At 64.6% G+C, this 20,760-nt stretch carries 20 protein-coding genes and 1 riboswitch; of the genes, 8 read left to right on the top strand and 12 right to left on the bottom strand.

Annotated features, from left to right (window positions below):
- Positions 1-30: 30 nt before the first annotated feature.
- Positions 31-166: riboswitch (cobalamin riboswitch) on the bottom strand.
- Between the two features lie 51 nt (positions 167-217).
- Both AB0O58_RS10955 and mqo read right to left on the bottom strand, forming a co-directional pair.
- On the bottom strand, positions 218-694 hold the full coding sequence (locus AB0O58_RS10955; RefSeq protein ID WP_027496727.1) for a GNAT family N-acetyltransferase: 477 nt from the start codon (positions 692-694) through the stop codon (positions 218-220).
- An 11-nt stretch (positions 695-705) separates the two neighbouring features.
- Entirely contained in the window at positions 706-2,226 is a 1,521-nt protein-coding gene (gene mqo, locus AB0O58_RS10960) for a malate dehydrogenase (quinone) (RefSeq protein ID WP_027496726.1), read from the bottom strand.
- Positions 2,227-2,417: 191 nt separating this feature from the next.
- Between mqo and AB0O58_RS10965 the strand changes: the two genes are divergently transcribed.
- Positions 2,418-3,458, top strand: a complete 1,041-nt coding sequence (locus tag AB0O58_RS10965; protein WP_032383400.1) for an alpha/beta hydrolase — start codon at positions 2,418-2,420, stop codon at positions 3,456-3,458.
- Positions 3,455-4,840 carry a mycothione reductase gene (gene mtr / locus AB0O58_RS10970; RefSeq protein WP_366238183.1) on the top strand — a complete coding sequence of 462 codons (1,386 nt, stop codon included), beginning with the start codon at positions 3,455-3,457 and terminating at the stop codon, positions 4,838-4,840. Before AB0O58_RS10965 ends, mtr begins: the two co-directional genes overlap by 4 nt.
- Before the next feature lie 7 nt (positions 4,841-4,847).
- Here mtr and AB0O58_RS10975 read toward each other — a convergent pair whose 3' ends face one another.
- Positions 4,848-5,414, bottom strand: coding sequence for an alpha/beta hydrolase (locus AB0O58_RS10975; protein WP_206497917.1), 567 nt, complete (start codon positions 5,412-5,414; stop codon positions 4,848-4,850).
- A 106-nt stretch (positions 5,415-5,520) separates the two neighbouring features.
- Between AB0O58_RS10975 and AB0O58_RS10980 the strand changes: the two genes are divergently transcribed.
- The 3 genes from AB0O58_RS10980 to AB0O58_RS10990 are packed head-to-tail and all read left to right on the top strand — an operon-like array spanning position 5,521 to position 7,522.
- Positions 5,521-5,883, top strand: a complete 363-nt coding sequence (locus AB0O58_RS10980; RefSeq protein WP_366238201.1) for a GntR family transcriptional regulator — start codon at positions 5,521-5,523, stop codon at positions 5,881-5,883.
- Complete coding sequence (locus AB0O58_RS10985; protein ID WP_366238184.1) at positions 5,880-6,830, top strand: ABC transporter ATP-binding protein; 951 nt, start codon at positions 5,880-5,882, stop codon at positions 6,828-6,830. The genes AB0O58_RS10980 and AB0O58_RS10985 overlap by 4 nt, the downstream gene beginning before the upstream one ends.
- The gene (locus tag AB0O58_RS10990; RefSeq protein ID WP_027496720.1) at positions 6,827-7,522 is read left to right on the top strand and encodes a hypothetical protein; all 696 of its coding nucleotides are present in this window, start codon (positions 6,827-6,829) and stop codon (positions 7,520-7,522) included. Before AB0O58_RS10985 ends, AB0O58_RS10990 begins: the two co-directional genes overlap by 4 nt.
- Here AB0O58_RS10990 and AB0O58_RS10995 read toward each other — a convergent pair.
- Both AB0O58_RS10995 and map read right to left on the bottom strand, forming a co-directional pair.
- Complete coding sequence (locus tag AB0O58_RS10995) at positions 7,506-9,035, bottom strand: cobyric acid synthase (RefSeq protein ID WP_032372619.1); 1,530 nt, start codon at positions 9,033-9,035, stop codon at positions 7,506-7,508. The two genes, AB0O58_RS10990 and AB0O58_RS10995, sit on opposite strands and share 17 nt — an antisense overlap.
- A 78-nt stretch (positions 9,036-9,113) precedes the next feature.
- Positions 9,114-9,989, bottom strand: a complete 876-nt coding sequence (gene map / locus AB0O58_RS11000) for a type I methionyl aminopeptidase (protein ID WP_052057254.1) — start codon at positions 9,987-9,989, stop codon at positions 9,114-9,116.
- Positions 9,990-10,128: 139 nt separating this feature from the next.
- Between map and AB0O58_RS11005 the strand changes: the two genes are divergently transcribed.
- On the top strand, positions 10,129-10,998 hold the full coding sequence (locus tag AB0O58_RS11005) for a LuxR C-terminal-related transcriptional regulator (protein ID WP_032390102.1): 870 nt from the start codon (positions 10,129-10,131) through the stop codon (positions 10,996-10,998).
- A 22-nt stretch (positions 10,999-11,020) separates the two neighbouring features.
- On the opposite strand, the gene AB0O58_RS11010 is transcribed toward AB0O58_RS11005, so the two are convergent.
- The 5 genes from AB0O58_RS11010 to dxr all read right to left on the bottom strand — a co-directional run bounded on the left by AB0O58_RS11010 (position 11,021) and on the right by dxr (position 17,424).
- Positions 11,021-12,811, bottom strand: a complete 1,791-nt coding sequence (locus tag AB0O58_RS11010; protein WP_366238202.1) for a penicillin-binding transpeptidase domain-containing protein — start codon at positions 12,809-12,811, stop codon at positions 11,021-11,023.
- A gap of 104 nt (positions 12,812-12,915) precedes the next feature.
- Positions 12,916-13,752 carry a GNAT family N-acetyltransferase gene (locus AB0O58_RS11015; RefSeq protein ID WP_032366413.1) on the bottom strand — a complete coding sequence of 279 codons (837 nt, stop codon included), beginning with the start codon at positions 13,750-13,752 and terminating at the stop codon, positions 12,916-12,918.
- Between the two features lie 116 nt (positions 13,753-13,868).
- Positions 13,869-15,032 (bottom strand): flavodoxin-dependent (E)-4-hydroxy-3-methylbut-2-enyl-diphosphate synthase, encoded by a 1,164-nt coding sequence (gene ispG / locus AB0O58_RS11020; protein ID WP_027496714.1) that lies wholly within the window; start codon positions 15,030-15,032, stop codon positions 13,869-13,871.
- Positions 15,033-15,069: 37 nt separating this feature from the next.
- Positions 15,070-16,281, bottom strand: a complete 1,212-nt coding sequence (locus AB0O58_RS11025) for a M50 family metallopeptidase (protein WP_366238185.1) — start codon at positions 16,279-16,281, stop codon at positions 15,070-15,072.
- Positions 16,282-16,284: 3 nt separating this feature from the next.
- Positions 16,285-17,424, bottom strand: a complete 1,140-nt coding sequence (gene dxr, locus AB0O58_RS11030) for a 1-deoxy-D-xylulose-5-phosphate reductoisomerase (protein WP_366238203.1) — start codon at positions 17,422-17,424, stop codon at positions 16,285-16,287.
- Between the two features lie 122 nt (positions 17,425-17,546).
- On the opposite strand from dxr, the gene AB0O58_RS11035 reads away from it, so the two are divergent.
- Positions 17,547-18,068: a DUF1990 family protein gene (locus AB0O58_RS11035; protein WP_283550151.1), complete on the top strand. Its 522-nt coding sequence runs from the start codon at positions 17,547-17,549 to the stop codon at positions 18,066-18,068.
- 1 nt (position 18,069) lies between these two features.
- On the opposite strand, the gene puuE is transcribed toward AB0O58_RS11035, so the two are convergent.
- Positions 18,070-18,969, bottom strand: a complete 900-nt coding sequence (gene puuE / locus AB0O58_RS11040) for an allantoinase PuuE (protein ID WP_179274984.1) — start codon at positions 18,967-18,969, stop codon at positions 18,070-18,072.
- Between the two features lie 217 nt (positions 18,970-19,186).
- On the opposite strand from puuE, the gene AB0O58_RS11045 reads away from it, so the two are divergent.
- Positions 19,187-19,456, top strand: a complete 270-nt coding sequence (locus AB0O58_RS11045) for a DUF2631 domain-containing protein (RefSeq protein WP_027496710.1) — start codon at positions 19,187-19,189, stop codon at positions 19,454-19,456.
- Between the two features lie 4 nt (positions 19,457-19,460).
- Here the strand turns inward: AB0O58_RS11045 and rlmN are convergent, their stop codons facing one another.
- Positions 19,461-20,612 carry a 23S rRNA (adenine(2503)-C(2))-methyltransferase RlmN gene (rlmN, locus tag AB0O58_RS11050; protein WP_045841851.1) on the bottom strand — a complete coding sequence of 384 codons (1,152 nt, stop codon included), beginning with the start codon at positions 20,610-20,612 and terminating at the stop codon, positions 19,461-19,463.
- Between the last annotated feature and the right edge of the window lie 148 nt (positions 20,613-20,760).

The raw sequence follows: 20,760 nt of genomic DNA on the forward strand, positions 1-20,760 counted from the left end.
TGCTCGGAGTTCCGCGCCGAGCGTTCGGTGGACTACACGAAGCCGGGCGGCGATCTGGCTGACAGGAGAACACTCCTGATCACAGTGGCGGGACCGCGCCTGATTCTCACAGGACTTCTCCGCACTCGACTTCGAACGGAACACTACCGCCGAACGAACGAATGCCACACACGCCTGGACGTGTGTGGCATTCGTAGCTTCGGATCCGAACGGGCTGTTACGCCTCGCTCCAGGCGGTGCCGCCACCGCGACGCATCGGAGTGTGCGGAATACCGTCCTCGAGTACTTCCTCGCCGTCGGGCAGGAAGCCGTGCTTGGCGTACATGTCGACGAGGTAGCTCTGCGCGTTGATCCGGCACGGTGCCGAACCGACCTCGGCCAGGGCGGCCCGCAGAATTCGCGTGGTGTGTCCCTGTCCCCTGGCCGAGCGCTGGGTGCACAGGCGGCCGATACGGAACGCCTTCTCGCCGTCGTCGTGCTCTTCGAGCAGACGCAGAGTGCACACCACTTCACCGTCTCGTTCGAGCCAGAAGTGCCGCGTCTCGGTCAGCAGGTCGCGTCCGTCCAACTCCGGATAGGCGCAGGCCTGCTCGACCACGAACACCTCGACACGCAGCTTCAACAGGTCGTACAACGTGCTGTTGGACAGGTCTAGTGCCCACGATCGTTTGAGAGCTGCTGCTTGCGTATTCATACCTTTTGCTATCACACACCCGTGTGCTGTGCGAGCTCACGCGAACTTTCCAGCTCCAGCGTCTTCGAGGTCCAGGCCCAGACCTCGTCGAACAGCGAGCTGTTCTGAGCCAGTTTGACCCCCAGGGACGGGACCATTTCCTTGAGCTTGGGCTGCCACGCGTCGTACTTGTCTCCGAAGCACCGCTGCAGCACGTCCAGCATGGCCGGTACGGCTGTCGATGCGCCGGGAGAGGCACCGAGCAGGCCCGCGATGCTGCCGTCGGCAGCGTTGACCACAGCGGTACCGAACTCGAGAACGCCACCGCGTCCCTTCTTCCGGATCACCTGCACACGCTGACCGGCCGTGACCAGCTCCCAGTCCTTGGCGACGACGGTCGGCGCGAACTCCCGCAGAGTCTCGACCCGATCGGCCTGCGACTGAGCCAACTCGCTCACCAGGTACTTCACGAGCCCGAGCTCGGTCACGCCGACGCCGAGCATCGACATCAGGTTGCCCGGCTTGACCGAGCCGGGCAGATCGGTGATCTTGCCCTGCTTGAGGAACTTCGGTGACCATCCCGCGTACGGTCCGAACAACAATCCCTGCTGGCCGTTGATGACGCGCGTGTCGAGGTGCGGCACCGACATCGGCGGTGCTCCCACCGAGGCCTTTCCGTACACCTTGGCCGAGTGCTGCTCGATCAGCTCGGGGTTGGTGCACCGCAGCCATTCGCCGCTGACGGGGAATCCGCCGAAGCCCTTGATCTCTGCGATGCCCGACTTCTGCAGCAGGTGCAGCGCGCCGCCGCCCGCCCCGACGAACACGAACTTGGCGTTGACGGTCTTCTTGGCACCGGTGCGCTGGTTTGCCACCTTGACGTCCCACGTGCCGTCGGACTGCTTGGTGATGTTGCGCACATCGTGCCCGAAGTGCACGGTGCCACCCGCCGCGGACAGGTAGTTCAGCAGCTGCTTGGTGAGTGCACCGAAGTCGACGTCGGTGCCTTCCTGACTCCAGTTGAGCGCGACCGGATCGGAGAAGTCACGGCCACGAGCCATCAGCGGCAGTCGCGCGGTGAACTCGTCCTTGGAATCGATGTACTCCATGCCGGCGAACAGGGGGTTGCCGACGAGCGCCTCGTAGCGCGCCCGCAGGTACTTCACGTTGTCCTCGCCGTGCACGAAGCTCACGTGCGGGATCGGGTTGATGAAGTTCTTGGCGTCGGAGAGGACGCCGGTCTCGATGCCGTGGGCCCAGAACTGCCGCGAAACCTGGAACTGCTCGTTGACGTTGAGCGCCTTGGCGATATCGACGCTGCCGTCCTTGTTCTGCGGCGTGTAGTTGAGCTCGCAGAGCGCCGAGTGCCCGGTGCCCGCGTTGTTCCACGCGTCGCTGCTTTCGGCCGCTGCGGCGTCGAGACGTTCGTAGACGTCGATCGACCAGTTCGGCTCGAGCTGACGGAGCAGCGCACCGAGGGTGGCGCTCATGATTCCGGCACCGACCAGAACGACGTCGGTCTTGATCCGCTTACCCTGCTCATCTGTGGACACTGGAGAATCGACTTCCTTGTCTGTAAAGGTCTCGGCCGGTGGCGGTATCGGTCCGAGAACTCTTCTGTAGAGGGTTACTCACCCGATGCGGTCAGGTTACTAGCTGGGCCTACCCCATCGGACACCACGTCAACCTGCTCTCGATTGTGCTCCTCGGACGCTGCCGGCGGCGCCCACTACAGTTGTGATCTGTGACTACCTGGGTTCCCGATGTCCTCGGCGACGGCTACGAACAGACGACCATCCCACTCGGAGACGATCCGGACGGCGAGGGCCAGGTCGAGGCCACTCTGGTGCGGTATCAACCGCCGGGTGTCGCCAACTTCGACCGCGCGGTGATCTATGTCCACGGATTCACCGACTACTTCTTCCAGCGACACATCGCCGAGCATTTCGCCGCCAAGGGATACGCGTTCTACGCGCTCGACCTGCGCAAATGTGGACGATCGCGCCGTGAGGGCCAGACTGCACACTTCGTGACCGATCTGGCGATGTACGACGCCGAGCTGAACGAGGCGCTGAGCCTGGTGCGCGCCGAGCGCGCGGACGCGCCGGTGCTGCTGATGGCGCACTCCACCGGTGGCCTCGTGTTGCCGCTGTGGCTCAACCGTCTCAACCGTCAGGAAGGCGGCTCGTCCGGGTTGGGCCTGGCAGGCGTCGTCCTCAACAGCCCCTGGTTCGACCTGCAGGGCCCGCCTGCGATACGTAGCGTCGGTACCGCGGCGATCGACGTCATCGGCAGATTCCGGGCCAAGACGCCGGTTCCCGGGGGCGGCTTGGACACCTACGGACTTTCCCTTGCAGCATCGGAGCAGGGCGAGTGGGATTACGACCTGGACTGGAAACCCCTCGCCGGCTTCCCCATCACCTTCGGCTGGATTCGTGCGGTCCGGCACGGGCATGCCGAGCTGCACCGCGGCCTCGATATCGGAATTCCCTCGCTGATCCTTCGCTCGAAAGTGACGCATTTCTCTCGCCGCTACAGCTCGGCCGTCGACGCGGCCGATGCCGTTCTCGACGTCCGGCAGATCGCCCGTTGGGCCGGCTGCCTGGGTGATCGAACCTCCATCGTCCCCATCGAGGGCGCACGCCACGACGTCTTCCTGTCCACCGAGGGCCCTCGCGCCCAGGCCTTCGAGGAAATGGACGAATGGCTCGAGTGGTTGCACCGAGGAGAGAAGACCGACCACGCGTCGGGCAAGGACCACACCGAGATCGGACACATTTCATGACTGAGCACTTCGACGTCGTCATCATCGGCTCCGGCTCGGGAAACTCGATCGTCGATCAGAGGTTCGACGACAAGAAGGTCGCCCTGATCGAGGAGAATTCGACGTTCGGCGGAACCTGCCTCAACGTCGGCTGTATCCCCACCAAGATGTACGTCTACGCGGCCGAGGTCGCCCGTACCGTGCGAGATTCCGCCAAGTACGGCATCGATGCACACGTCGACGCGGTCCGCTGGCCGGACATCGTCGAGCGGGTCTTCGGACGCATCGACCCCATCTCCGAGGGCGGTAAGCGATACCGGGCCGAGGGCAGCCCCAACGTGACGCTGTTCCAGGGTCACGCGAGCTTTGTCGGGCCGCGCACCATCGACACCGGAACCGGCACGACCATCACGGCCGACCGGATCGTCATCGCGGCCGGCTCGCGTCCCATCGTGCCGCAATCGATCGAAGATTCCGGTGTCGACTACCACACCAACAACGACGTCATGCGTTTACCGGCACTGCCCGAACACCTCGTGATCCTCGGATCCGGTTACATCGCAGCCGAATTCGCGCACGTCTTCTCTGCACTCGGTTCGAAGGTGTCGATCGTCGCCCGCAAGGATTCGCTGCTGCGCGCGTTGGATGCCGATATCGCGAAGCGATTCACCGAGCTCGCCCGGGCCAAGTGGGACGTTCACCTCGACTCCGGTGACACGCGCGGGATTTCCGAGGGCGGACTGCACGGCGTCGAACTCTCGGACGGCACCAAGGTCCTCGGAGACGCGTTTCTCGTGGCCGTCGGCCGCCAGCCCAACGGCGACCGACTGAATCTCGGTGCTGCCGGGATCGAGCTGGACGACGAGGGCCGCATCGTGGTCGACGAATTCGGCCGCACCACCGCCGAGGGCGTCTTCGCACTCGGCGACGTCTCCTCGCCGTATCAGCTCAAGCATGTGGCCAATCACGAAGCGCGCGTCGTCCAGCACAACCTGTTGCAGGACGCCTGGCACGGCGACACGTCCGCGTTGCGTACCTACGATCACCGCTTCGTTCCCGCTGCCGTGTTCACCGATCCGCAGATCGCGGAGGTGGGTATGACCGAGGAACAGGCCCGAGACGCAGGGCTCGACATCACGGTGAAGGTCCAGAACTACGGCGACGTCGCCTTCGGCTGGGCGATGGAGGACAGCGAAGGGCTGTGCAAGATCATCGCCGAGAAGGGCACCGGCAAGATACTCGGGGCTCACATCATCGGAGCTCAGGCCCCGACTCTCATCCAGCCGCTCATCCAGGCGATGAGCTTCGGACTGTCCGCCCAGGACATGGCCCGTGGTCAGTACTGGATCCACCCAGGACTGCCCGAGGTGGTCGAGAACGCCCTCCTGGGCCTCGACCTGTAGGTTTCGATCACCAGGGGCTGGTGCGGAGCACGATCTCCGTGGCCAGCGCCGCCGGGGCGTCGGCCGCGACATGTTCGACGCCGTCGAGCGCGACGACCCGAAAGTCCGAGTAGACGAAGCGGCCGCTGTTGTCGGCGGACGGACGCATCTCGGAGTTGCCGATGACCAGCGTCGTCGGCAACTCGATTGCGGGGCAATCGGCGTCCCGCACGATGCCCCGATGGTCGGCGATCGCCGGGTGGCAACGATCCACGGCGATGAGGCTGGCAAACCGACCGAAAGTCTTCGCCGCCAGTCTCCAGGCCGATTCCGCACCGGCACCGCTCCCGACGAGGTGGACCCACGACAGCTTCAGCTCGTCCAGCAAGGCGAGAACAGCGTCGTACCCCACTCCGTCGATGTCTTCGACCGCAACGGTTTTCAGATCCGAGTTGTGCAAGCGCTCGCTCACCGAGTCGTAGACATCGACCGAATCGCCGATGTCCGGCAACAGGAGCACGGCGTGCCGACTGTCCGGTCCCGCTACTCGTACCGAAACAGACCCGCCCGCAGCACTCACATGCGTGAACTCCATGGGGACGACGGTACTGCCTCTTGCCAGAACCACGCACCGGTCCTATGGTTAGTTACATGAGTAATGAACCAGTGAGGTACCGAACCTCGCCGCCGCGGCGGTGGCTCTGATGGACGAGGGCAGGCCGATCTTCCTGCAGATTGCCGAGCTCGTCGAGAACTCGATCATCGACGGCTCCCTGGCCGAGGAAGAACAGGTTCCCTCCACCAACGAGCTCGCCGCGTTCCACCGCATCAATCCGGCCACAGCGGGCAAAGGGCTCGCGAAGCTCGTCGCCGACGGCGTCGTCTACAAGAAACGAGGGATCGGAATGTTCGTCGCCACAGGCGCACGGGACGCACTCCGGTTCCGTCGACGCGATCTGTTCGCCCGTCAGTACATCGACCCGCTGGTCACCGAGGCACGCAAGCTCGGAATGACCGTGGACGAACTCAAGACCATGCTCGACAACTGGGAGGCAGCGCGATGAGCATCCACGATATCGGTACGCCCGACGAACTCCGCCGCGTCGTTGCGTCGGCCACACACCTGACCAAGAAGTTCGGCTCGTTCACCGCCGTCGACGACGTGAGCTTCGAGGTCGAACGCAACAAGATCTACGGCTTCCTCGGCCGCAACGGAGCAGGCAAGACCACCGTCATGCAGATGATGACCGCCCAGATGCGCGAAAGTGATGGTGAGATCTCGGTATTCGGCGAACGCCCGTGGGAGAACCCACGCGCTCTGAGTCACGTGTGCTTCGTCAAGGAAAGCCAGAAGTATCCCGACGATCTGAAGGTCAAGAACGCCATTGCGCAGGCCTCCCACATTCTTCCGCACTGGGACAACGACTTCGCTGCCGAATTGCTGCGCGATTTCGACCTCCCGTTGGGTCGCAAGATCAAGAAGCTCTCTCGCGGGATGACGTCGGCACTCGGAATCGTCATCGGTCTCGCGTCCCGAGCGCCACTCACCTTCTTCGACGAGCCCTACCTGGGGCTGGACGCAGTCTCACGACACATGTTCTACGACCGGCTGCTGGCCGACTACGCGGAGAACCCCCGAACGGTCGTTCTGTCGACACACCTCATAGACGAGGTCAGCAATCTGATCGAGCACGTGATTCTCATCGACAAGGGAAGAATTCTGCTCGACGCCGAGTCGGACGATCTGCGCGAGAGAGCATTCGAGATCACCGGTCCGACCGAGGCCGTCGACCGGTTCGCTGCAGAGCATCGAGTCTTGCACAGAACTGCCCTCGGCTCGACAGCCCGAGCGACGATCGACGGGCGACTGAACGATCACCAGCAATCCCTCGGCGTGGCGTCCGGTCTCAGCATCGAACCGATTCCGTTGCAGCAGTTGATCATCGATCGAACCACTGCCCATTCCGGATCTATCCACGAGTCGACCACCGCCGAGGAGGCCTTGTCATGAAGCGAATATTGAACGTAGCTCGGGTCCACAACACCTCCTGGGCAACCACATTCGCGTGGCCCCTGGGAATTCTCGTCGCAGTGTTCGTGATCACCTACGGCATCTTCTCGGTCGTTCCGGAAAGCGATTCGGATTTCAGCTTCAGCGGCGGCGTGTTCTCGGTGTATGGGTTCGCTATTGCCTTCTACGTCACGGCTATCACCCAGTGCTTCCCGTACGCCCTGAGCCTGAGCATCACACGTCGCGAATTCCTCACTGCGACAGCACTGGTGGGGGTAGCACAATCGGTCGCCCTCGGCACGATCGTCTACCTGTTGTCGGTCGTCGAAGCCGCGACCGGCGGCTTCGGGCTGAAGATCCGCATGTTCGGTCTGGCCCGCTACGCCACCGACAACCCGCTCCTGCAGTGGCTGACTCTGGTGATCGGGCTACTGCTGATCGGGTCCATCGGGGCGTTCGTCGGAGTCGTCTACCGGCGCTTCCGCACGAACGGTCTGTTCACGCTCGGACTCGCCGGCCTCGTCGTCTTCGGAGGCGGCGCGATCGTGATCACGTGGCAGAACTGGTGGCCCGACGTCGGGACGTTCTTCACCGACACCCCACGCGTGCTTCTGCTGGTGGTCGTTCCGCTCGTGATCACCGGGATCTTCTCGACCGTCAGTTGGATGGGCTTGCTCAAAGCATCTGCGTGACGATCTTTCTCGTCGAGCCGTCGACGCCGTTCTCTATCAGATCGAGAACGGCGTCGATATCGATGTTGCTGTCCACCAGATCGGCCAGCAGATCCAACTGCTGTTCCCGTAGGGCCGCAACCGACGTGTCGGACGCAACCTCGAATCCCGCGCGACCCGCCTTCTCTGCCACCCAGGCGAGAAAGGATCGACGGAAATCATCGGATTCGAGGAGTCCGTGCCAGTGAGTTCCCACGACACCGCCACGCACACTGCCCTCGCCGACGCCCCCCGCGGTCGTCAGCAGCGCATCGTCGTCGTTCCGGACCACTCGTCCATGGTGAATTTCGTACCCCCGCACGGGATCCGAGCCGAATGTGACGGAACGACCACTCACCTGCACGAGTACCTTCTCGGCCGCGAATTCGATGTCGAGATCGAGCAATCCCAGTCCCTCGACCCTTCCGACGCCCGACTCCACGGAATCAGAGATGGTTCGGCCCAACATCTGGTAACCGCCGCAAATGCCGAGAACCGGCCTCCCCGCAGCGGCGCGCTCGGAAAGGGCACGAGCAAGACCGGTGCGCCGCAACCATTCCAGATCCGACACCGTGGACTTGCTGCCGGGGACGACCACCAAATCCGCATCCTCGAGCCGAGAAGGCTCGGTGACCCAGTGCACCGACACTCCGGGCTCGCACGCCAGCGCCTCGACATCGGTCGTGTTGGAGATCCTCGGCAATCGCACCGCCGCCACCCGCAGCCACTGCGAGCCGAGCGGAGGACGGGGCCTGCCGACGGGCGCATCGGGAACGGTGCCGAGCGAATCCTCCGCGTCCATCCACAACCCGTCGGCGAACGGAACGACTCCGTACGTCGGCCGCCCGGTCAACGCCCGCAACTGGTCGAGCCCCGGTGCCAACAGAGCCGGATCACCCCGAAACTTGTTGATCACGAACCCTGCCACGAGAGCCTGATCCTCGGGTGACAACACCGCCACCGTCCCGAACAGGTGTGCCAGCACTCCCCCGCGGTCGATGTCGCCCACCACGATCACCGGCAGCGACGCCGCCCTCGCCAACCCCATGTTGGCCAGATCGGTGGCGCGTAGATTGATCTCGGCCGGTGAACCGGCACCCTCGCAGATCACCACGTCGAATTCGGCACGTAGCGAGGACAACTCGTCGGCGACCACATGCCGGAGCGCCTGCCGATGTTCGATGTAGTTGCTCGCACTCACCTGGGCCACCGCACGCCCGCGCACCACCAACTGCGACGTCCGATCACTGCCGGGCTTGAGCAACACCGGATTGAACCGCACGCTGGGCTCGAGGCCACAGGCGGCCGCCTGCATCGCCTGAGCCCGGCCGATCTCGCCGCCGTCCAACGTGACGACCGAGTTGTTCGACATGTTCTGCGCCTTGAACGGGGCCACCCGAACACCCCGCCGCGCCAGCATCCGGCACAGGCCGGCGACCAACACACTCTTGCCTGCATCGGAGGTAGTGCCGGCGACCAACAGAGCGCCTTTCACGGCAGTCTCACACTTCTATTCACTCCGCAGGCTCCGCTCACGGCAGTATCAGACTTCTGTTCACTCCGCAGGCTCCGCTCACGGCAGTGTCAGGATCTCGCAACCCGTCTCGGTCACCACGAGCGTGTGCTCGAACTGTGCGGTCCACTTCTTGTCGTGCGTGACCACCGTCCAGCCGTCGTCCCACATCTCGGCGTTGATCGTGCCCAGGTTGATCATCGGTTCGATGGTGAACGTCATGCCCGGCTCGATGATGGTCTCCACGGACGGCTGGTCGTAGTGCAGCACGACGAGGCCGTTGTGGAACGTCGTGCCGATGCCGTGGCCGGTGAAGTCCTCCACCACGCCGTAGCCGAACCGGTGCGCATAGGACTCGATCACTCGCCCGACCACGTTCAGGGCGCGCCCCGGCTTGACCGCCTTGATGGCACGCATCGTCGCTTCGTGGGTCCGCTCGACGAGCAGGCGCGCCTCCTCGGACACGTCACCCGCCAGGAACGTCGCGTTGGTGTCGCCGTGCACACCGTCGATGTACGCGGTGACGTCGATGTTGACGATGTCTCCGTCCTCGATCACCGTCGAATCGGGGATGCCGTGGCAGATGACCTCGTTCAGCGAGGTGCAGCACGATTTCGGAAAACCCTTGTAGCCCAACGTGGACGGGTAAGCGCCGTGGTCGACCATGTACTCGTGTGCAATACGGTCGAGCTCATCGGTGGTCACTCCCGGTGCCACGGCCCGGCCCGCTTCCTGCAGAGCGCGAGCCGCGATCTTCGACGCCACGCGCATCTTGTCGATGACCTCGGGGGTCTGCACCCACGGCTCGCTGCCTTCGTTCACGGTCGACTTCCACGCGTATTCGGGTCGCTCGATCGACTTCGGCACGGAGAGGACGGGCGAGACGACGCCTGGCACGAGTGGCTGACGGGGCTTGCTCTCGGCGGTGACAGACATGCCGTCCAGAGTAGTCGCCGCATCCGTGTCCAGAAGAACCAGCGCTGCTGGTCGAGGCCACCGAATCCGCAACCGCGCGACGGGATATGATCTGGGTCACGTTCGCCGTCGACGTACCCGAACCGAGGAAGGAAGCGTCGTGGTCCATTCCAGTCTGTTGCGCCCCCGGGACGGCGATGCCCTTCGCGCCGAACTACGCCAGGTCGCCGCGACGTCCGCCGTGCCCGTCGTGTTCGGCGGGGAAGTGTCCTCGGAAACGCTGCACCTGAGCGAATTTCACGGCACCCGCACGCGTGGGCTGGACGGGCTCGCCATCCCGCCCAGGTCCGGTCTCGGTGGCCGGGTCATGGACCAACGTCGGCCCGCGGCCGTCAGTGATTACGGCGCGTCGATGTCGATCACCCACCACTTCGACCGGCCGGTCCTCGGCGAGGGCCTCAAGTCGATCCTGGCGGTGCCGGTTGTCGTCGCCGGAGCAGCCCGCATGGTGATGTACGCGGCGGTGCGAGAACGCGGCCCCCTCGGTGATCGAGTCGGCGACATCATGACCGCCGCAGCCCGGCGCCTCGGTCAGGAGATCGCCATCCGCGACGAGGTCGACCGCAGGGTGCGCCTCATGGAGAGTGCGCGGGCCACGTCGGACGGGCACCTCTCGCGGACGGTCGAGTTGCGCGGTGTGCACGACGAGCTCGCCGAGCTCGCTCGGTCGATCGGAGACGCGGCGGTCAAACACAGACTGGACGCGGTCACCGCGCGACTGGCAGCAACGCTCGGTCGGACGGCGAACCAGGACAGCGACTCCGGCGACTCGCAGGCATTGACGCCACGCGAGATCGACGTCATCTCGCAGGTCGCGCTCGGTTGCACCAACGTCGAAGTCGCGGCACGGCTGTCGATCGGTGCCGAAACGGTCAAGTCCTATCTCCGCAGCGTGATGCGAAAAACCGACTCGCACACTCGATACGAAGCGGTTCTCGCGTGTCGTCGACTCGGGCTGCTGTCCGGCTGAACCCGGCCCACCGGCGCAGCGCTCAGTACCCGGGCGGAAGCTGCTCGAACATCTCCCGGGTGACGGCGACCGCATTGTCCGAGCTGCCGCCGCGTACCACCAAGGTCGCGAAGGCGATGTCGCCTCGGTAACCGACGAACCACGAGTGCGATCCGCCCTCGACCTCTGCTTCTCCGGTCTTGCCGTACACCTCGCCCTGGTCGGCGATGCGCTCTGCGGTGCCGCTGGTGACCACCGAGCGCATCATGCCGCGTAACCCGTCGACCATGGCAGGTTCTATCGGTGGATGATCGCCGGTGATGGCGGTTTCCCGTCCGACCAGAAGATTGGGAACCGGTGTGGAGCCGTGGGCAACCGTCGCGGCGGCCAGTGCCATCCCGAAGGTCGAGACGACCACCTTGCCCTGGCCGAATCCGTCCTCGGTGCGCTGGACGAGTTCGTCCGCGGGTGGGACCGAACCGGAGTCGGTCGGCAACCCCACGACGTCGTAGTCCGGACCGACGCCGAACTGGGACGCGGCCACGGTCAACGCGTCGGGCGACATCTCGCTCGCCAGCTTCGCGAAGGAGGTGTTGCACGACCGGGTGAACGCGGTGCTCATGGTCACATCACCGAGAGCGAACTCGTTGTAGTTGGGGACGCTTCGTTCGCCGATCTCGATACGCCCGGGGCACGGAACGGTGCTCCCCGGGGTCGCGAGTCCGCTGGAGATCGCCGCCCCGGCGGTGATGATCTTGAACGTCGAACCTGGTGGGTAGAGACCGGCCGACGCGACCGGTCCGTCCCGATCGGCCGCCGGATTCTGCGCCACAGCGAGGATGGCCCCGGTGGACGGCTGAATGACCACCGTCATGGCCTGCTCGGCCCTGGCGTTCACTGCTCGTTGGGCCGCGACCTGGATATTTCGATCGAGGCTGATCGAGAAGGACGGTGCCGGCTCGGGCGGGGTGTCGGTGAGGACGTCGATGTCGACGCCGTTGCGGTTGCTGGTCACCACGCTCCAGCCGGCCTTGCCGTCGACGTCGTCGATGACGGCCTTCTTGACCTGGCCCACCAGGTCCGGCGCGAAGGTGGGGTCGGTGGACACGAGATCCGATTCGTCGGACGCTGTGACACCGGGAATCTCGGTCAGCGCCGCCGAGATGGGTTCGAAGTCGCTGTCTCGCAGCAGCGCCACCGGGTAGTCGCCGTCGACGGAAGTCGCAGACTCCACGATCGACTGAGCCGTGATCGACGCGTCGAACGGTGTCAGCAGTGTCGACAACGCCGTTGCCGAGGCCACGACGTTGTTCGCGGCCGACGCGTCGAACTTGATTCGATGTACGACCCCGGGCACCAGGACGTCGGTGCCGGAGCGCTCGTTGACGCGAGCGCGTGGTGCAGCCGTCGAGCGCAAGGCCATGGTCTGCGTGTCGCCGAGCTTCGGGTGGATGTCCGAGGCGGTCCACCGCACCACCCACTCTCCCGCACTCCGACCCATGTTCAGTTGGCCGTCGTACGTCCACACCCGATCCTTGGGCAGCTGCCAACGATAGGTGTAGCCGACCGTGGCGGTGTCGCCGTCGACTCGAACCGACGTCGTCTCGGCGTCGAGGGCCTCCGCTTGCAGATTGGTCCACGCCTCGCTCAGCGCAGTGGCTGCGGCGCCCGGCTTGTCGGTATCGGCGGCGGCCGCGGGGATGTCGTTGGCCTCGAAGGCCGCGAGGAATGCCTGAGCTGCGGGCTCCGGACCGTCGGGCTTGGGTGTACACCCGGTGAGGCAGGCACCGACGACGGCACCGATCACGGTCACCACGCCCAGCCGTCCGCGCATCCAGGTCGCATCACGTGATCTCATTGCGCCCCATCGTAATACGGCCGGTGCGTCGACCACGGCAACGAATCGCGTTTCGGGACAAGCCGATCGAGCGCCCGTTCTCAGTCCAGCAGCACCGTGGTGAACGTTGCCACCTGCGTCAGACCGATCTTCGCGTAGGCCCGGCGCGCGACGTAGTTGAAGCTGTTGACGTACAGGCTCGCAGTACGCCCCTGGCGGACGACCGAGTTCACCACGGTCGCCGTTCCGGATGCACCCAGGCCGTGCCCGCGTCGGTCCGGGTGCACCCATACTCCCTGGATTTGCCCGACCGTCCCGGACTGCGAGCCGATCTCGGCCTTGAACACCACGCGGCCGTCCTCGAATCTGGCCCAGGCACGTTGCGCTGCAATGAGACTGGCGATCCGACGCCGGTATCCCCTACCGCCGTCGTTCAGTCGCGGGTCGACGCCGACCTCTTCGATGAACATGGCAACGGCTGCGGTCAGATACACGTCCAGCTCGTCGGGTCGAACGAGCCGAACGAGAGGATCAGGCGAGATGGACGACGGTACCGACGTGGCCAACAACGGTTGCTCACCGCGTACCTCTCGCGCCGGACCCCAATCCGTCTCGAGCATTTCCCACAACGGAAGCGTCAACTCCGCTCTGCCGACCAACGACGAGCACAGACGCGGCCCACGGCACGCGCGGTCCGCGAAGGAACGAAGATCGTCGCTGGAACCGAGCAACGGAACCAGATTCGCACCGTAGAAGCACAGCGACTCGTCCGGACCGCCTCTGCTCCACATCTCGCCGTGGAACGACCTCGGATCGAGGCCCGATTCCTGCACGCGCGCGGCAACCATGCAGGTTGCAACGGGGTCGGCGTCGAGCACCCGGAGCACGTGCGCGACGTCCCGATTACCGAGAGGCTTCGCGCCGAGGAGCTTGAGCACCTACCGACCTCCTGACCCACCTACCGCGTACGCACCGATTCTGAAGCGAATCATTCCAGACAATGTGTTCCCCCGGTGGCAGAGCGGCAAACCGGACGCCGAACAGGTGTACCCGCTCAGCTGACGGTGACCACCGGCGCGCCACCGCTGGCGATCTCGTCCTTCTCGAACTCCTCGGCGATGCGCATCGCTTCCTCGATCAACGTCTCCACGATCTGCGCTTCGGGGACCGTCTTGATGACCTTGCCCTTGACGAAGATCTGGCCCTTGCCGTTGCCCGACGCAACACCGAGGTCGGCGTCGCGGGCCTCGCCCGGCCCGTTCACGACGCAGCCCATGACCGCGACGCGTAGCGGGATCTCCATGCCTTCGAGTCCCGCAGTCACCTCGTCGGCGAGGGTGTAGACATCGACCTGTGCGCGCCCACACGAGGGGCAGGACACGATCTCGAGTTTGCGGGGGCGCAGATTGAACGATTGCAAGATCTGGTTTCCCACCTTGATCTCCTCCGCCGGCGGTGCCGACAGGGAAACTCGGATGGTGTCGCCGATGCCCTTGGACAGCAGGGCCCCGAAGGCCACAGCGGACTTGATGGTCCCCTGGAAAGCCGGTCCCGCTTCGGTGACACCGAGGTGCAGTGGGTAGTCGCACTGTGCCGCCAACTGCTCGTACGCAGCGACCATGATGACGGGGTCGTTGTGCTTGACGGAGATCTTGATGTTGCCGAAACCGTGCTCCTCGAACAGGCCTGCTTCCCACAGCGCGGATTCGACGAGCGCCTCGGGTGTCGCCTTGCCGTACTTCTTCATCAGCCTCGGGTCGAGAGAGCCGGCGTTCACACCGATGCGGATCGGAATGTTCGCGTCACCGGCCGCCTTGGCGACCTCCTTGACACGGCCGTCGAACTCCTTGATGTTGCCCGGGTTGACGCGCACCGCCGCACATCCGGCGTCGATGGCCGCGAAGATGTACTTCGGTTGGAAGTGGATGTCGGCGATCACCGGAATCTGGCTCTTCTTGGCGATGATCGACAGCGCGTCGGCGTCGTCCTGTGTGGGGCACGCAACACGAACGATGTCGCAACCCGACGCCGTCAGCTCTGCAATCTGCTGCAGGGTGGCGTTGATGTCGTGGGTCTTGGTGGTGCACATCGATTGCACCGAGATGGGGCTCTCGCTTCCGACACCCACCGACCCGACCTGGAGCTGCCTGGTCTTTCGACGTGGCGCGAGTACGGGCACCGGCGGTGCGGGCATTCCCAATCCGACTGACACGGACACAGTGGCCTTCTTTCCTAGCTACGACTGTCGAGTCTACTTAGAACAATTGAATCGGGTTGACGATGTCCGCCGTGAGCGTCAAGAGAGAGAACCCGATGAAAACAATGATGACCACGTAGGTGACAGGCATCAGTTTCATGTAGTCCACCGGCGCACCGTCGGGCAGGCCGCGACGATTGCGGAAAATGTTGCGTATGCGCTCGTAGATGGTCACGGCGATATGGCCACCATCGAGTGGCAACAGCGGCACGATGTTGAACACACCGAGGAAGAAGTTGAGCGACGCCAGCAGCCCGACGAACGTCTGCCAGTTGTCGTTTTCCACGGCCTGGCCACCGATGACACTTGCTCCGACGACACTCATCGGCGTGTCGAGCCCTCGTTCACCGCCGAAGATCGAATCCCACAGTGCCTCCACCTTGCTCGGCAACTGCACCAACGCTTTCCCGGTCTGCACGAAGATGTCCCCGGTGAAAACAAAGGTCTCGGGCACCGCTTCGATCGGGTTGTATCGAATGTTCGGCGGTGGACCGCCGGTGACGCCGATCGCTCCCACGGTTGTCGAGTTCTTCGCTTCGGTCTCAGGATCGACGACGTAGCGCTGAACCTGAAGGATCGGAACGCTCAGAGTCTGCGAAGCACCGTCGCGATCGACTGTCAGATCGGCCGACCCGGTCGAGTCCCGAATGGCGAGAACGACGTCGGACCAAGTCTCTGTCGGCTGACCGTTCACCGCAGTGATGATGTCGCCCGTGCGCAGTCCGGCTTCGGCAGCCGGACCGTCTCCCGAACACGGCGCAAGTTCACCGTCCTCGGTCTGGGACGTGCTGACACAACCGATGCCCTGGACCGTCGTTGTCGGCGTCACCCGATCCGGCGTGCCCCAGCCGAGCACCAACACGTAGACCAGCACGATTCCCATCACGAAGTTCATCGCGATGCCGCCGACCATGACGACGATGCGCTTCCATGTCTTCTGGCGGTACATCGCACGCTCGACCTCGTCGGGCGCGAGCTCGTCGATGGCGGTCATGCCGGCGATGTCGCAGAACCCGCCTGCCGGAATGGCTTTGAGGCCGTATTCGGTCTCGCCGCGTCGGAAGGAGAAGATCTTCGGGCCGAAACCGATGTAGTAGCGGCGAACCTTCATGCCGAGCGCTTTCGCGGTCCACATGTGTCCCGCTTCGTGCAGCGCGATCGACACCCCGATTCCGACGGCGAACAGCACGACACCCAGAGCGAACACCATGTGTCAGAGGCCTTTCGGTTTCAGTAGTTCACGGGCGTGGGCCCGGGCCCAGGAGTCCGCCGCGAGTACGTCGTCGACGTCCCTGGGAGCCGTCGACCAGTCCTGCCCGCCGTCGCCCAGTACCGCGCGCACCGTCTTGACGATCTGCGGAAATTCGATTCTGTCGGCCAGGAACGCTTCTGCCGCGATTTCGTTGGACGCGTTGTACACCGCAGTCATGCACCCACCCATGATCCCGGCCTCACGCGCCAGCTGCACCGCCGGAAACACTCGGTCGTCGAGTGGTTCGAAGTCCCAGGAGAATGCGGTCGTGAAGTCGAGTGCACGGGCGACGTCGGGCACTCGATCGGGCCAGCCGAGGGCGAGCCCGATCGGCAACTTCATGTCCGGTGGACTGGCCTGAGCGATGGTCGAACCGTCGACGAACGTCACCATCGAGTGCACGATGGACTGCCGGTGCACGGTGACATCGATTTTCTCGTAGGGCACACCGAACAGCAGGTGCGCCTCGATCAGTTCCAGACCTTTGTTGACCAGTGTCGCCGAGTTCAACGTGTTCATGGGCCCCATCGACCAGGTGGGATGCGCGGCGGCCTGCTCCGGCGTGACCGACTTCAGTTCGCTCTCGCTCCACCCTCGAAAGGGACCTCCCGATGCGGTGAGAACCAGTCGATCCACTTCGCCGCGCGTACCGCTGCGCAGGCACTGGGCGAGCGCGGAGTGCTCGGAGTCGACCGGCACGATCTGACCGGGGGCTGCGGCGGCGAGAACCAGCTCGCCTCCGGCGACCAGGGATTCCTTGTTGGCCAGCGCCAGGCGCGCACCGCTGTCCAGCGCGGCCAGGGTCGGTTCGAGGCCGAGAGAACCCACGAGGGCATTGAGCACGACGTCCGCCGGGGTCGACTCGACCAGCTCGGTCACTGCTCGCGGACCACTCAGCACTCCGGGGAAATCGAGCTCGGCGGCGGCCTCGGGCTGGGCGACGGCTACCCGTCGGACACCGGTCTCCGCGATCTGGCGACGGAGCAGTTCGATGTTTCCACCGCCCGCAGCCAGCCCGACCACGACGAAGCGGTCCGGGTTGGCTGCGATGACGTCGAGCGCTTGGGTTCCGATCGACCCGGTACTTCCCAGCAACAGCACACGTATCGGCTCGGGGCGATCCGAGTTGGTCGTTCGCTCACGATGGTCTGGCACCGGTCCATTGTTGCCTACCGAGGCTGAGAAACCCCTATGTGCCGACGCAGGCTGGCACGCTGGGGTGCATGGACTTCTCGAAGTACCGCTCGGCACCGTACAATTACGACGATGCGGGGGCCACCGCCGGCCCACTGCCCACCGGATACCACCACGTCACGATGTCGAGGGTCGTGGGATCGGGGCTGGACGACTTCGTGGCGGCGGCCGATGCGTTGATGCGATGGGACATGCACCGAGGGGCAGGACTGAAGGTCCGTTCCGAGGCCGAGACCGCTGTGCCCGACTCGGTGGTCGTTCTCACACTCGGACCGGTGCGCATTCCGTGTCGTGTGGTCTATGTCATCGACGAGGCGAACCGTCAGGGTTTCGCCTACGGAACACTCGACGGGCATCCCGAGTCCGGCGAGGAACTCTTCCACGTCGACTACTCCCCCGCCGACGGTGCCGTCACCGCCCACATATCGGCATTCTCGCGTCCCGGTCGCTGGTACACCAAGCTCGGCGGCCCGGTGGGCAGGCGTGTCCAGGCAGCATTCACCGACCGCTATCTGAGCGCGCTGGCATCCGCGTGCCGAAAGGCCGACTGACTCAGGCCTCGGGCGGGTGCACAGCTCGCCAGTGTTCGGCGATGTCGATTCTCTTCGCGACCCAGACCTTGTCGTGCGACTGCACGTGATCGAGGAAACGTTCCAGTGCAGCCATGCGGGCCGGCCTGCCCACCAGCCGGCAGTGAAGTCCGACCGAGAGCATCTTGGGACTCCCACTCGCGCCCTCGGCATAGAGAACGTCGAAGGCGTCACGTAGATGCGCGTAGAACTCGTCGCCCGTCGAGAAGCCTCCCGGCGATGCGAAACGCATGTCGTTGGTGTCCAGGGTGTACGGCACCACCAGGTGATCGACGAGACCGCCGTCCCGGTTCACCTTCTCCCAGTACGGCAGATCGTCTGCATAGGAGTCGGAGTCGTACACGAATCCGCCGTGCTCCACCACGAGCGATCGGGTGTTGGGGGAATCGCGCCCGGTGTACCACCCCAGTGGCTCAGACCCCGTCAGCTCGCGCAGGATCGTCACGGCCTCCGCCATGTGCTCGCGCTCGACGTTCGCGTCGATCTGCTGATACGACAACCACCGCAAGCCGTGACATGCGATCTCGTGGTCCAACTCCAGCAGTGCCGCAACCACTTCCGGGTTCCGCTCCATGGCCTTGGCGACCGCGAACACCGTCAGCGGTAACCCACGCTTCTCGAATGCGCGCAGCACGCGCCACACTCCGGCTCTGGATCCGTACTCGTACAGCGATTCCATGCTCATGTGTCGATTCGGAAACGCCTGTGCGCCGATCATTTCCGACAGAAACGTCTCGGACTTCGTGTCGCCGTCGAGCACGTTGTTCTCGGCACCCTCCTCGTAATTGAGGACGAACTGGACGGCGATGTTCGCCTCACCCGGCCACTGCGCGAGCGGCGGCGTGCGGCCGTAACCGACCATGTCGCGGGGATAGCTCAGCGGGGACCGACTCGGACGATGGGGAAGGCGCTCGGAGGTCACCGCCGCAGTCTCTCATTCGAGCCCACACACGCGCTGGGTGAGCGATGCAACCCTGATCACTACGACGGGCGGTCGTATGCCAATATTGTTCCGACAACGCGTCTCGCACCGTTCGTGCCGGGACCCACGTGAACGCATCACCCGAGAGGATCGACCGGTGGCAAATACCGAACTGGAATCCGCTTCGTACGACCCGGTCGTCGATACCCGCAACGAGGTGCCCGAGGTGCCGTCCGCCGCGTGGGGATGGAGCGGCGAGTCGAACAAGGCGATGCGCGTCGCAGCCATCGTCGTTGCCGCGTTCCTGCTGTTCATGATCATCGGAAATCACACCGGCAAGGTCGAGGACCTGTGGTTGGTCGGATTTGCCGTGGCGCTGGTCGGACTCGTCGTGCGCGACGTCATCGTCCGCCGCAAGCCCCGCTAGCGGTTCAGTTCTCGGCGGCGAGCTGACCGCACGCCGCCGCGATCTCCTGCCCTCGGGTATCGCGGACGGTGCACGAGACGCCCTGCGCGATGACCCGGCGAACGAATTCCCGCTCCACCGGCTTCGGGCTGGCATCCCACTCGCTACCCGGAGTCGGGTTGAGGGGAATCAGGTTGACGTGTACCCGGGATCCGAGCGCCTTGTGCAGCTTCTTGCCCAGCATGTCCGCTCGCCACGGCTGATCGTTGACGTCCCGGATCATCGCGTACTCGATCGAGACGCGTCGACCGGTCTGATCGGCGTAGTACCGGGCAGCGGAGAGAACCTCCGCCACCGACCAACGATTGTTGACCGGGACCAACGTGTCTCGCAGCTCATCGTCCGGCGTGTGCAGAGACACGGCCAAGGTCACCGACAGACCCTCGTCGGCCAGCTTTCGAATGGCCGGAGCAAGGCCGACCGTCGATACGGTGACCGAACGCTGTGACAGTCCCAGCCCGTCGGGGGCTGGTGAGACGATCTTGCGCACTGCCGCGACGACGCGCTTGTAGTTGGCCAGCGGCTCGCCCATCCCCATGAACACGACGTTCGACAGCCGACCCTCACCGCCGGGGACGACGCCGTCGCGCATGTCCGCGGCCGCCGAACGGACCTGATCGACGATCTCGGCCGTCGACAGGTTCCGCGTCAGGCCGGCCTGACCGGTGGCGCAGAACGGACATGCCATTCCGCAACCGGCCTGACTCGAGATGCACAGCGTCGCGCGATCCGGATACCGCATCAGAACACTCTCGAGCAGAGTCCCGTCGTTGGCCTTCCACAGAGTCTTTCGAGTGTCACCGTCATCACATGCCAAGTGCTTGATCGGCGTCAGCAAGGTGGGAAAAAGATCGGCACCGACCTTCTCCCGCGCCTCGGCCGGAAGATCGGTCATCTTGGTGGTGTCGGCCTCGAGCCGCGCGTAGTAGTGCCGCGCAAGTTGGTCGGCACGGAATGCCGGTAGACCGAGTGCCTTCACTGCCTCACGCAGGCCCTCTTTGTCCAGGTCAGCGAGGTGACGCGACGGCATACCCCGACGCGGAGCTGTGAAGACCAGCGGAAGATTCGGTCTCTTCTGCTCGGTCGTGCTGTCCGTTGCGGCTGCGGAATCACTCATGCTCGACCCCCGCGTCGTTCCTGCTGGCTCAACTCCATACCCACCATTGTCCACCCGTTCTGCTCACAGTCCTATTCGCGACGGTTTTCGACGGTGCCCTGACGGGTATCGACGCCGGGACCGATTGCGCGTGCATTCGGACCACGCG

The sequence above is a fragment of the Rhodococcus sp. NPDC080181 genome, from assembly GCF_040702225.1.
Lineage (GTDB): Bacteria > Actinomycetota > Actinomycetes > Mycobacteriales > Mycobacteriaceae > Rhodococcoides > Rhodococcoides fascians.